Annotated in this window: 9 protein-coding genes and 2 rRNA genes; 7 read left to right on the forward strand and 4 right to left on the reverse strand. The window is 63.6% G+C overall.

Annotation, left to right across the window (positions count from 1 at the left end):
* The first annotated feature begins 126 nt into the window (after positions 1–126).
* Complete coding sequence (locus tag AC25MA_RS08975; RefSeq protein ID WP_028693096.1) at positions 127–468, forward strand: hypothetical protein; 342 nt, start codon at positions 127–129, stop codon at positions 466–468.
* Between the two features lie 58 nt (positions 469–526).
* Here the strand turns inward: AC25MA_RS08975 and lapD are convergent, their stop codons facing one another.
* Positions 527–2,473 carry a cyclic di-GMP receptor LapD gene (gene lapD / locus AC25MA_RS08980; protein WP_486971966.1) on the reverse strand — a complete coding sequence of 649 codons (1,947 nt, stop codon included), beginning with the start codon at positions 2,471–2,473 and terminating at the stop codon, positions 527–529.
* A gap of 10 nt (positions 2,474–2,483) precedes the next feature.
* A complete protein-coding gene (gene lapG, locus AC25MA_RS08985) occupies positions 2,484–3,185 on the reverse strand; it encodes a cysteine protease LapG (RefSeq protein ID WP_232854099.1) in 702 nt (233 codons plus the stop codon).
* A 271-nt stretch (positions 3,186–3,456) separates the two neighbouring features.
* Between lapG and AC25MA_RS08990 the strand changes: the two genes are divergently transcribed.
* The 6 genes from AC25MA_RS08990 to AC25MA_RS09015 all read left to right on the forward strand — a co-directional run bounded on the left by AC25MA_RS08990 (position 3,457) and on the right by AC25MA_RS09015 (position 11,038).
* Complete coding sequence (locus AC25MA_RS08990) at positions 3,457–4,149, forward strand: GntR family transcriptional regulator (protein ID WP_028693093.1); 693 nt, start codon at positions 3,457–3,459, stop codon at positions 4,147–4,149.
* 78 nt (positions 4,150–4,227) lie between these two features.
* The gene (locus tag AC25MA_RS08995; RefSeq protein ID WP_139121101.1) at positions 4,228–4,794 is read left to right on the forward strand and encodes a hypothetical protein; all 567 of its coding nucleotides are present in this window, start codon (positions 4,228–4,230) and stop codon (positions 4,792–4,794) included.
* Between the two features lie 600 nt (positions 4,795–5,394).
* On the forward strand, positions 5,395–6,171 hold the full coding sequence (locus AC25MA_RS09000) for a DUF3050 domain-containing protein (protein WP_028693091.1): 777 nt from the start codon (positions 5,395–5,397) through the stop codon (positions 6,169–6,171).
* A complete protein-coding gene (locus AC25MA_RS09005) occupies positions 6,168–7,097 on the forward strand; it encodes a diiron oxygenase (protein WP_028693090.1) in 930 nt (309 codons plus the stop codon). The genes AC25MA_RS09000 and AC25MA_RS09005 overlap by 4 nt, the downstream gene beginning before the upstream one ends.
* Before the next feature lie 10 nt (positions 7,098–7,107).
* A complete protein-coding gene (locus tag AC25MA_RS09010) occupies positions 7,108–10,539 on the forward strand; it encodes an amino acid adenylation domain-containing protein (RefSeq protein ID WP_028693089.1) in 3,432 nt (1,143 codons plus the stop codon).
* A 31-nt stretch (positions 10,540–10,570) separates the two neighbouring features.
* The gene (locus AC25MA_RS09015) at positions 10,571–11,038 is read left to right on the forward strand and encodes an SRPBCC family protein (RefSeq protein ID WP_028693088.1); all 468 of its coding nucleotides are present in this window, start codon (positions 10,571–10,573) and stop codon (positions 11,036–11,038) included.
* Between the two features lie 344 nt (positions 11,039–11,382).
* Here AC25MA_RS09015 and rrf (AC25MA_RS09020) read toward each other — a convergent pair.
* Positions 11,383–11,498, reverse strand: a 5S ribosomal RNA gene (gene rrf, locus AC25MA_RS09020).
* Positions 11,499–11,607: 109 nt separating this feature from the next.
* Positions 11,608–11,723: ribosomal RNA gene (gene rrf / locus AC25MA_RS09025) — 5S ribosomal RNA — on the reverse strand.
* Between the last annotated feature and the right edge of the window lie 50 nt (positions 11,724–11,773).

Here is an 11,773-nt window from a genome sequence, read left to right on the forward strand (position 1 = left end):
GTCGGGGCGCGGGCTTTTCCAGCCATCCCTTCACGCGCATACTCGTGCACCGGGCTTACATGCCCGGTGAACTTTGCCTATGCTGCTGACTACCAAAAAGGATTCATCGTGACGAGGGACGCCGCCATGTTCTACGTGCAACGCGACGCCGAAGGCCAGTTGCTGCGGGTGGAAGCCGCCGCGTTTGACGGTTTTACCGACATGGTCCCGGCAGACAATGCCGAGATCCAGGAATGGTTCGCCGACGACGTTGTCGAGAACAGCCTCAAGCAGCTCAAGCAGAGCGACCTGGACATGATCCGGGTACTGGAGGACCTGATCGAGGTGTTGACCGCCAAGGGCGTGTTCAGCATCACCGACCTGCCACCGGGCGCCCAGGCCAAGCTGCTCAACCGCTCCACCGCACGCAAGGCGCTGGGCGGCCTGAACAACCTGATCGAGGAAGACGAGGACGGCGGGTTGATCTGATCAAACGGCCATTGTTTGCGCCTGTGGTATTGGCCTGCCCGTTCCCACAGGCTTTAACTTAACGCCAGGGCGCCGGCCCACCGACCAGTTGCCCCTGGATCCCCTGCACACCCATCTCCCGTAGTACCTTCAGCTCCCCTTCGGTCTCTACCCGCTCGGCGATCAACGGCAGGTCGATGCTGTGCGCCGCGCGCTGGATGGCCTCGATGAACAGGCGCTTGTGCCGCTCCTGGTCGATGTTGCGGATGTAGCCACCGTCGATCTTCAGGTAGGCCAGCCCCAGGTGGGCGAGGTTGCCGATCATGCTGAAGCGCCCGCCGAAGCGCTGCAGCGCCAGGCTGAAGCCCAGTGCGCGCAGGCGTCGGGTCAGTTGTTCCAGCGCCGACTGCTCGGGCAATTGCTCTTCGCCGATCTCGAAGGTCAGCCGCCGCCCCAGCGCCCCATGCTGCCCAAGCAGCTCGTAAACCCGCTGCAGCGCCTGGGGGTCGGCCAGGGTCGCGGCCGACAGGTTCAGCGCCAGCGCCTCACCATGCCCCTGCAAGTGCTTGAGCACTTTTTCCAGCACCAGCAAGTCCAGCCGCGCCATCCAGCCGAAGCGCTCCAGCCACGGCAGGAAACGGCCGGCCGCCAGGGCTTCGCCCTGCTCGTCGTGCAGGCGCGAGATGACCTTGTAGTGCAGCACCCGCTCCGGCGCCCTGGCATCCACGACCGGCTGGAAGAACAGCTCGAACTGGCCCTTGCCCAACGCCTGGTCCAGGCGCGTGTGCCAGGCGTGGTGGCTGTCGGCGGCCTGGCCTGCGGCGCCCTGCTCCAAGCATACCCACCCCGGCGCGGGCTGGCTCTCGGCGCGGGCCAGGGCCTCGTCGGCGAGCTTGAGCAACGTTGGCGGGGCATCCCCAGGACTGTAGGGCGCCAGGCCGATGCAGGCCACCGGGTCGACATCGCTGGCGCCGGTCTCGTGCAAGCTCTGCAAGGTGGTTTCCAGGGCCTGGGCCAACTGGATCGCCTCATCATGCACCATGCCCGGCGCCAACACCGCGAACTCGCCGCCACGGCTACGGGTGATCAGGTCATTGGTTTCGGGGAAGTTCGCACAGGTGCGGCGCAACTGCTCGCCCACCGCCTGCAGCAACTGGTCGGTGCGCTGGCCCCCCAGGCGCGCGTTCAGGCCCGCCAGGTCCTGGACACGCAGCAACAGCAGGTAGCCGGCCCGGGCCTCCTCCAGGTTGCTGACCCGGGCATTGAGCTGCATTTCGAAGTAACGGCGGTTGGCCAGCCCGGTGAGGCTGTCCTGGTACGACTCGGCACGCAGTTTCTCGCTGCGCTCGGCCTGCTCGGTGAACAGCGCCTTGAGCTTCTCGACCATCTGGTTCATCGCCTGCACCACCCGGCGCAGCTCGGGCGTACGCGGCAACTCCGGCAGGCTGAGGAACTCACGGCGGGCAATGGCGTGGGACTGCGCCACCATGTAGTCGAGCGGCCTCAGCTGGCGACGCAGCAGCAGGGCCCCGAGCACCGCGCTCGCCGCGCCGCACAACAACAGCCAGCCCAGGCTGCCCAGAGCGCTCTGCCAGAGCTTGGCCAGAGCAAACATCGGATGGCTGATCACCTCGACCCGCGCCGCCTGCTGCCAGCCACGGCTGACAATGGCGTCACCGCCGGCCGGGTCCAGGCCGATCAGCTGGATGAACCAACCCGGCACGCCACCCGCGTCGGGCTCGGTATGACGCTCGACCAGCACGGCATTGGAGTCCAGGTCGATGACCTTGATGCTCGAATAGTAGCCACTGTCGAAGATCGAGCTGACCATCAGCTCGACCATCGCCGGATCGTCGATGTTCGGCGTCAGCGACAGCGCCAGCGCGGTCGCCGCATCCTGGGCATGGGAACGCAGCTGGTTGACGTACTGGCTGCGCGAGCTCTCCAGGCTGACCATGAAGCTGCCACTGAAGGCGACCACCAGGAACAGGCAAATGGCTAGCAGCAATTGTTTGAACAGTGACATCTGTGCTCCTTCAGTAAACCGGTTCGGCCGGGAACCCTTCGGCCTGCATTTTCTTCAGCAAGTCCTGCCACCGTGACAGGCGCTTGGTGTCCCCGACCTTCTTGTTGCCGCCAGCGCCGGTCAGCCACAGGCCTTCACCATTGAAGGCATACACCGGCAGCAGGTCGGTACGCTGGCTGGCCGGCTTGATGGCGTCCATCAGGCTGTCGAGCACCAGAGGCTGGGCCTGTGGGCTTGAATAATAGGTCAGGACCATGTGCGCACGGTTCTGGCGCAGGGCCTTGACGTAGGTGATGCGCAGCTTTTCCGCCGGGATGCCCATGCGCCGCAGGCTGAAATACTTGGCGATGGCATAGTCCTCACAATCGCCCGCGCCCTTGATCAGCGACTGCACCGGCGTGGCCCAGTAGTCCACCTCGTGCCACAGGTCGATGTCCTCGACATAGCGCAACTGTTTGTTGAAGAACAGGTTGACCACCTGCAACTGCTCCAGCTCGCTGCCCTGCTTCTGTGCCGTCAGCAGGTTCTGCCAGGCATCGATGCGTCCCTGGCCCGGGCCCAACGGGCCGTAAAGGGCCTGCGCACGGCGGCTGATCTGCGAGAAGTCCCAATCCGCCTGGGTAGCGCCCAGCCACAGGCAGCCGAGCAGCACGGCAAGGCCGAGCCGGCGTACGGTCGCATTGAGGGGCCAAGGTATCGCCACTGCGGACACCTGTTCAGATCAGTCGAAAGCAGCGATGGTGCGGGCTGACGCGGCAAAAGACAATGGCACCGGGTGCCTGTACTGCCAACTGTCGGCAAACCCGCTTCGTACAAGGGCTGGCGACCTTGGCCATCTTCCCAATGCCGGCAACTTGCTTCACGATAGCCGCGTTTCGTCAGTGCGCCATGGCGCACCGGCTTGATCAATCCGTTTGACAAGCGCCCCCTACCCTCACTAGGGTAATTGGATCCAATTTTCATGTTGCCGAGGCGAACCACGCGTGGCTGAGAAACCCAAACTCCTGAGCACCGTGCTGGGCAGCGAGCAGGTACCGCCGCACCTGGCCCGCAGTGTCATAGAAGAGCGCCTGCGCAGTGCCATCCTCGACGGCCGCCTGCCACCGGGCACCGCCGTGCGCCAGCAAGAGCTGGCGACCCTATTCGGCGTCAGCCGCATGCCTGTGCGCGAGGCCCTGCGCCAGCTCGAGGCCCAGTCCCTGCTGCAGGTGGTGATGCACAAAGGTGCCGTGGTGGCGCCACTGATCGGCGAGGATGCCGTCGACACCTACGCCTTGCGCGTGCTGCTCGAGACCGAGGCGCTGCGCCAGTCGATCCCCTTGCTCGATGCCGAGGACATCGCCCAGGCCAGGGGGTATATCCGCCAGCTCGAAAGCGAGACCCGTCACGCCGAAATCGGCCGGCTCAACCGTTTGTTCCACATGGCCCTCTACAGCAAGGCGCAGAACCAGAAGCTACTGCGCATGATCGAGATCGAGCTCAACGAAGAGGAACGCTTCCTGCGCTTCCACCTATCTTCGATGGGGCTGGGCAAGCTCACCCAGGACGATCACATCGCCCTGGTCGACGCCGCCAGCGACAAACTGGTGGACAAAGCCATCGAGCTCCTGGAAGAGCACCTGAACCACGCCGCGCGCACCATCAGGAGCTACCTCGACAGGCAATCGGGCAACTGATCCTGCTCAACCGCGCAGCCGACCTCAACGACCGCGTCGCTGCGCAGACACGATCCGCCACAAGGAACGGCAGTGCACGTGCAGACGCGACAGGAAATCACGCCCGACCAGCCGTCCAGGATCCGCTTGATCTGCCTGGCCAGCACCCGGCAACAACTTGCCCAGTATCGTACTTGGGCAAGAACCCTCAGCGACCCCATCGAACTGGTCGCGGTCGATGTCCCGAGCATTGCCGACCTGGAACACTCCGCCGCACTGCCCGTGGCCGGGCGCCTGACCCTGGCCCTGCGCGAGCAGCTTGAGCCTTACCTTACACAACCCCACGCCATGTTCGCCCAAGGGTTGGGCGCGCACATCGCCCTAGCCCTGATGCAACAGGTGCAGGAGGCGAGTCCGGGGCAAACCCGTCACTTGTTTGTTTCAAGCTGTGACAGCCCGCAGTTCAGTACCAGCAACCTTCCATTGCACGTGCCGATGACCGTGCTCTACCCGCCTGGCTCCCTGGCGGCGATGCTCGGCTGGCACAGACTGGTAAGGCGAGAGCTGGAGCTGATTGAATTGCCGGGGCAATCGGTCGATGCCTCGCTGCTCAACCAGCGTCTGGTGCGCATCTTCAACAGCCACCTCGGGCTGCTCAGCTACTAACCCTCCCCTCCTGCCATCCACACGCTGATCAGGGTATTTCCACTGCCCGGTCCGTCGCAGGCCATGGCAGTGCCAGCATTTTGGGCACACTCTACTCCCCGCAGCGGCCGCTGATCATCAGACGTGGACCTGGCCGCCTGCCTCCTCATTCACCTGCAGAAGGAATCTGGCACCAGGGCAAGGACCGCACGCGATCAGCCGCCCTCCAATAGTCACTCTCCCATCTCCGTTCATCAGTGCTCCGAGTGAGGCATTCACTCTGTGTCTATTTTTCTGATCGTTATTTATCGGAAGGAGCACATATTGCCAAAATAAAACTTACTCAAAGTTTTATTCGGACACTTATATTTCAAGAAAAGTCCGAGCGCAAAATAATAAAAAAAACAATTGCGACAAACTTTGAAGTTGTTCTAACTTTTATAGCGCCAGCCAAGGGCGGCCAGGCATCACCGTGGACGCCTTGCCAGACAAGCCCTGCCGGCCCCTAATCGTTGTTCGATGTCGAAATTTCATTCGAGGCATCACTTCGCCTGGAATTTATATAACGAGCAATGTGCAGAGCAACTTAACCCCTGAATGCCATCCATAACGGACCTCATCATGAGCACATTGAAGCGCACACTTTCCGACAAAAAACATGAACTTTCCCTGCACCCACTCTTTTCCGAAATCGACTCGCTGCAGACACTGCGCCGGTTCATGGAAACCCATGTTTTCGCAGTCTGGGACTTCATGTCACTGACCAAGCGCCTGCAGCAGGAGCTGACCTGCGTCAGCCTGCCCTGGCTACCGCCGGCGGACCCGGCCGCTGCGCGTCTGATCAACGAGATCGTGCTGGGCGAAGAATCGGACGACCGCCTCGACCACGGCCACTACAGCCACTTCGAGCTGTACCTGGATGCCATGCGCGAAGTCGGTGCCAGCACCCAGGCCATTGATCGCTTCATCACCCTGCAGCAGCAGGGCATCACGGCCATCGATGCCCTGCTGCGCTGCGGTGCCAGTGAGGCCGCCCAGCGATTCGTCCGCGACACCCTCGAGGTTGCCCTCGACGCACCGGCCCACCGGGTCGCGGCCGCCTTCCTGCACGGCCGGGAAAGCGTGATTCCGGCGATGTTCCAGCAGATCCTCGACGAGTGGGGCATCGGCACCGAGCAGGCGCCGACCTTCCGTTACTACCTGCAGCGCCACATCGAAGTGGACTCCGAAGACCACGGGCCTGCCGCCGAACAGTTGCTGGCCCGCCTGGTCGACCACGACCCGCTGCGCCAGGAAGACGTCTACGTGGCCGCCATCGCCGCAGTGGACAGCCGCATGGCGCTGTGGGACCGCCTGCGGGCCTCGCTGCAGACGCCTGTCGCCGAGGTCACCCAATGAACGCCCTCGAGTACCGCTCCTTTGCCGAGGCCTGGGAGGCTCGGGCGACCATACGCACCCGGCCCCGGCGCCTGGTGGAGGATGACCAGCGACTGATCTACCCCCTGAGCCGCCAACCCCTGGTGCTCGGCGCGACGTTCCAGCGCGAATGTCCGCAGTTGCGTGATTTCGTGCTGGTGCAAAGCCTCTACAAGTTCATCAACGATGTGGTGATCTTCGAGACCGAAATCGTCGACCGCACCGCCCGGCGCATCGCCAAGGATCGCTTTGCCGTGCGGTTCCCGTTCGCCTGCCGCTACGACGCGATGACCGTGGTGGTGGACGAGGACTATCACGCCCTGGTGGCGATGGACTTCCTGCAGCAGACCATCGCCCTGACCGGCATCGAGCCGATCGCCCTGCCCCAGGAGATCGAACTCAGCCGCGCCATTCCGGCCGTGCTGGACCAGGTGCCCGAGGGCCTGCGCGATGCGCTGGAACTGATCTGCGTGGGCATCGCCGAGAACACCCTGACCGACGATGTCGCGGCCTTTGCCAAGGACGACTCGGTCAAGCCCTCGGTGAAGGGACTGATGGCCGATCACCTGCTGGACGAAGGCCGTCATTCCAGCTTCTGGGCGCGGCTGACGCGCATCTACTGGCACACCGCGCCAGAGACGGATCGTCAGGCGATCGCCAAGGTGCTGCCGCTGTTCCTGCGCCAATACCTGACCAGCGACATCCAGCAGGCTTTCGACTGCGCCCTGATCGCTGCTTTGCCGGTGAACGAAACGGTGCGCCAGGCCTTGCGCGATGAAGCGCAAGGCCTGGCCTACCCAATCAACCACCAGCATCCGCTGCTGGGCAACATCCTGCGTTTCTTCCGCAGCAGCTCGATGCTCGAGTCGCCCTGTGTGCAAGACGCCCTGCGCGACTACCTGCCCTGAGGACCTGGATATGAGACGCCTCGACATACTCCTGGTGGGCAACAGTCCCACCCTGAAGGCATTCGCCCGCCTCCTTGATGAGCACGGCCATGGCCCGGCCACCGTCGACAGCGGGCAAGCCTTGCGCCAGCGGCTGTCGGTCCGGCCAGACCTGGTGGTGGAAGACGGCAGCCTGATACTCGGCAGCAGCGACTGGCAGCCTCTGGGTGACACGCCGCTGCTCAGGCTGCGCCTGGGCGCCAGCTTCGCCGAGCCCCTGCCACAACTGGAAGCCCTGTGCTGGTGCGGCAGTGCCAGCGCCCAGCGGCTGATTCAGCGAGCAGCGATCCACACGCCAAGCTCCGGCAACGGCCAGCAGTTGTGTGAAGACGCCCTGCAGGCCTTGTGTGATCAACTGGCCCTGCAAGTCACCCGTTTTGCCCGCAATCCGGCGCATCTGCAGGAAGCGCCCGCAGTAAGCCCCGGCGACCAGGAGCGCGAGCATAGCCTGGACTGGCTGGAGGCACTGGCCTTCCGCCATCCATTCAACCGCACACTGCGCGCCGACCTGCTGGAGCAGGCCGAAACGAGCCTGGTCGAGACACTGGAGCACAGCCTGCGCCTGCATGCCGAACGCTTCGCCCTGAACCATGGCGGCCAGCGCTCCAGCTATCGCCAGTTGCATGCCCGCACCGTCGCCATCCAGCAGGCCCTGGTACCGCTGCTGCCTGAACCCGGCGAACAGCCACCGGTGGTCGCCGTGTGCATGGACAAGTCGCCTGACCTCTATGCCAGCCTGCTGGCGGTGCTGGGCTGTGCGGCCATCTACCTGCCGCTGGACCCGGCCACACCGGCCGAACGACGCCAGTCGATCCTCGAGGATGCCGGTGCCTGCGTCGTGCTGCATGACGGGCATGTGCCTGTGGATATCCCCCATGTGGATGTTCGCAGCCTCGCTACGACACCGGGCATGCCGTTGCCTGGCCTGGCGCTGCGCCAGGCCGGCGCAGGGCAGGCGTGCGTGGCGATCTACACCTCCGGCACCACCGGCCAGCCCAAGGGCGTGCTGCTCAGCCAGCGCAACCTGGCGCACTTCATGGCCTGGTATCGCGAGCATGTGGCCCTGGACGGGCACAGCCGGGTGCTGCAGTTCTCCACCATCGGCTTCGATGCCTCGCTGCTGGACATCCTGCCGACCTTCCTCTGCGGTGCCGAGCTGGTAGTGCCCAGCGAGGACCAACGCCGTGATCCGCGGCAACTGGTACAACTTATCCACAGCCAGGAGGTCAGCCATGCGTTCCTGCCACCGGCCCTGCTGAGCATCCTGCCCCGCGATCTCCACCTCGGCCTGCGTCATCTGATCACTGGCGGCGACGTCTGTGAGCCGGAGGTCATCACCCGCCTGGCCGGCCAGTGCCGGATGCACAACATCTACGGGCCGACGGAAACCACCGTGCTGGCCACCACCCGGGTGTTCGCCAGCGGCGACAGCAACCGCAACCTGGGCCTGCCCATCGCCAACACCCAGGTGCTGATACTTGACCAGGATCTGCGACCGGTAGCGGAGCAGACCCCTGGCGAGCTGTACATCGCCGGGCCCGGTGTCGGCCTGGGCTATCTGAACAAGCCTGCACTGACCGCCGAACGCTTCGTCGAGCTGAGCCTGCCCGCAGGCCGCACGCTGCGAGCCTATCGCACCGGAGACATCGGCAAGTGGACCGCCCAAGGCATCGAGCTGTGCGGACGGCGTGACAACCAGGTGAAGATCCGAGGCTTCCGGGTCGAGCCCGAGGAGATCGAACACTGCCTGCGCGACAGTCACCTGTTCGCCCAGGTAGCGGTGGTGATCGACGCGCAGCGCCGGATCCTGGCCTTCCTCGCCCATCCGCAGCGGGCCGATGCGCAAGCCGTGTTGCGTGAGCATGCCGAGCGGCACCTACCCGACTACATGCGCCCGATGTTCTACCAGGTGCTGGAGCACATGCCCTATACGGCCAACGGCAAGGTGGACCGCCGGGCACTGTCGGCACGACCACTGCCCCTACCGACGAACGCGCGCATCGCACCGACGACCGAGACCGAGAAGCACCTGCTGCAGCTGTGGAGCGGGTTGCTGGAACTACCACCAGCCAACATCTCCATGGACGACAGCTTCTTCAATCTGGGCGGGCACTCGATCCTGCTGTCACGCCTGTTGCTGGAGGTAAGGGAACACTTCGGCCAAGGCGTGGCAATCAACCGTTTCATCGAGCAGCCGACCTTGCAGCGCCTGGGTGCGCTACTCGACGGCAACGATGATGCGCTGCAGACCTCCCTGGCGCGCCTGGAGCAGGACGCCAACCGCGATCTCGGCTTGCAGGTACTGCCGATGGAACGTCTGGGCGATGTGCACAAGGTCATCGTCACGGGGGCAAACAGCTTCCTTGGCGTGCACCTGGTCGAAGCTTTGCTGGAATGGGGCGCCACCGAAGTTGCCTGTCTGGTACGCCGAGCCGGTGGGCGGTCCGCCGAGGAGCGCTTCACCAAGGCCCTGCAGGACAACCACATCAACCTGGACCTGAGCCGCGTGCGGGTACTCGAGGCAGACCTGCGCAAGCCGCTGCTGGGCTTGTCCCAGGCCGATTACGACGACCTGGACAACCACTATGGCGCCTTGCTGCACAACGCCGCGCAGGTCAACCATGTGCTCGACTACGAGGTGCTGGCCGCCGACAACATCGAGCCGTTGTTCGAGTGCCTGCGGCTGTGCGAAGGCCGACGCAAGAAGATCTTCAACTTCGTCTCGACCCTGTCCGCGTGCAGCGCCGTGGACAACGATGGTCGCGTGCTGGAGAGCGATCCGGTCAGTACCCCGCCGATCTATATCCGTAATGGCTACAACCTGAGCAAGTGGGTCGGCGAGCGCATCCTCAGCCGCGCCCGCGAGCAGGGCGTGTGGGTCAACCTGTTCCGCCCGGGCAACATCACCTTCGACAGCCGCACGGGCGCCTGCCAGCCCCAGCGCAATCGACTGATGCTGATGCTCAAGGGTTCGCTGCAACTGGGCCAGGTGCCGGGGCTGGAGATCGACTTCGACCTCATGCCAGTGGACTTCCTGTCCCGTTTCATCGCCTTCCACAGCAGCCGCCACCAGGCTGGCCAATGCGTGTTCAACCTGCACAACCCCGAACCGCTGCGCTGGCGTGACTATCTGGCGTCGTTCCATGCGCAGGGCCATGCCTTCGAGCTGGTGAGCGTCGAGCAATGGCAGCGCCAGTTGGCCCGGGTCGACCGCGACAACGCGCTGTACGACGTCCTGGGCTTCTATCTGGACGGTTTCGAGGAAGACATCGGTGACATCTCCGGCATCGCCCACGACAACGCCCGTGCCGGCGTTCAGCGCATGGGCGCCCGTTACCCGAGCAAGGACCCGGCGCTGCTCAGCCGCGGCTGCCGCTACCTGGCCGACATCGGTTTTATCTGATCCCTTCAATCCACAATAGGAGCAACATCCCATGCAAACACTCAAACCCGACACCCTGATCCGCAACCCGCAAGGCTGCCTGGTGGTTTCCAGCGTCGAGATCGCCGCCCCAGCCGCCAGCGTGTGGAACATCGTCGGCAACTTCGCCGGCTTCCCGGTGTTCATCCCTGCGCTGGCGCACATCGAGATGACCGGCAGTGGCGTGCGCTCGGTGCGCAAGAAGCTGTTCAAGGATGGCAACGTGGTGATCGAGCAGTTGAACAGCCGTGACGAGCAGGCCATGCACATGACCTGGAGCCTGATCTACACCAGCCTGAATATCGGCAACCTGTGGGCTGCCATGCAAGTGCAGGTGATCGATGCCAACCGCAGCCGTGCGACCTGGACCATCCAGGCCGAGCCCTGGGAAGGTGGTCCGCAGGACCTGCCGGGATTCCAGGCGTTCCTGCAGGGCTTTGCCGACGAGGCGATGGGCAATGTGCGTAACCTACTGAGCTGAGATCACTGGCAGGGGCGTTTGCCCCGATAGCAAAAAGGCCGCTCCCAACCGGGAGCGGCCTTTTTTTGTCTTGGATGTCAGGGGTCGGGGGATGACTGTTCGGGCTGCGCTTTCGCGCAGGGTACAGGTTTTCAAGCATCAGCCCCGCGATCACCGGCGAAGCCGGTGCCATGCACCGCATCGCGGGGCTAGCCCGCTCCCACGCTGCTGATGCTTGCAACTTTGTTCCCTGCGAGACAGCCCAGTCCAAGGCGCTGGGTTGTCTCATACAGCAATCGCGTGCATTGGTACCCTGAAAAGACAAAGCCCCTGACCGCATCGCGATCAGGGGCTTCGGAATTGAATCTTGACGATGACCTACTCTCACATGGGGAAGCCCCACACTACCATCGGCGATGCATCGTTTCACTGCTGAGTTCGGGATGGGATCAGGTGGTTCCAATGCTCTATGGTCGTCAAGAAATTCTGTGTGCCGGTCCGTCCGAGGGACGTGCCAGCGAATCTCTGTACTCTCTACTTAAAGACAAAACCCCTACCTGCTCGCGCAGATAGGGGTTTTGCGAAATGAATCTTGACGATGACCTACTCTCACATGGGGAAGCCCCACACTACCATCGGCGATGCATCGTTTCACTGCTGAGTTCGGGATGGGATCAGGTGGTTCCAATGCTCTATGGTCGTCAAGAAATTCTGTTGCCAGAATGTCTTAGGAACACTCTTGGCTAATTCGGATAT

The organism is Pseudomonas sp. P65(2024) (assembly GCF_057480955.1).

Bases quoted from the DNA above. Each gene is read 5' to 3' on its own strand.
- lapD (WP_486971966.1), bottom strand. From the start codon at position 2,473: ATGTCACTGTTCAAACAATTGCTGCTAGCCATTTGCCTGTTCCTGGTG.
- AC25MA_RS08975 (WP_028693096.1), top strand. From the start codon at position 127: ATGTTCTACGTGCAACGCGACGCCGAAGGCCAGTTGCTGCGGGTGGAA.
- AC25MA_RS09010 (WP_028693089.1), top strand. From the start codon at position 7,108: ATGAGACGCCTCGACATACTCCTGGTGGGCAACAGTCCCACCCTGAAG.
- AC25MA_RS09015 (WP_028693088.1), top strand. From the start codon at position 10,571: ATGCAAACACTCAAACCCGACACCCTGATCCGCAACCCGCAAGGCTGC.
- AC25MA_RS09000 (WP_028693091.1), top strand. From the start codon at position 5,395: ATGAGCACATTGAAGCGCACACTTTCCGACAAAAAACATGAACTTTCC.
- AC25MA_RS09005 (WP_028693090.1), top strand. From the start codon at position 6,168: ATGAACGCCCTCGAGTACCGCTCCTTTGCCGAGGCCTGGGAGGCTCGG.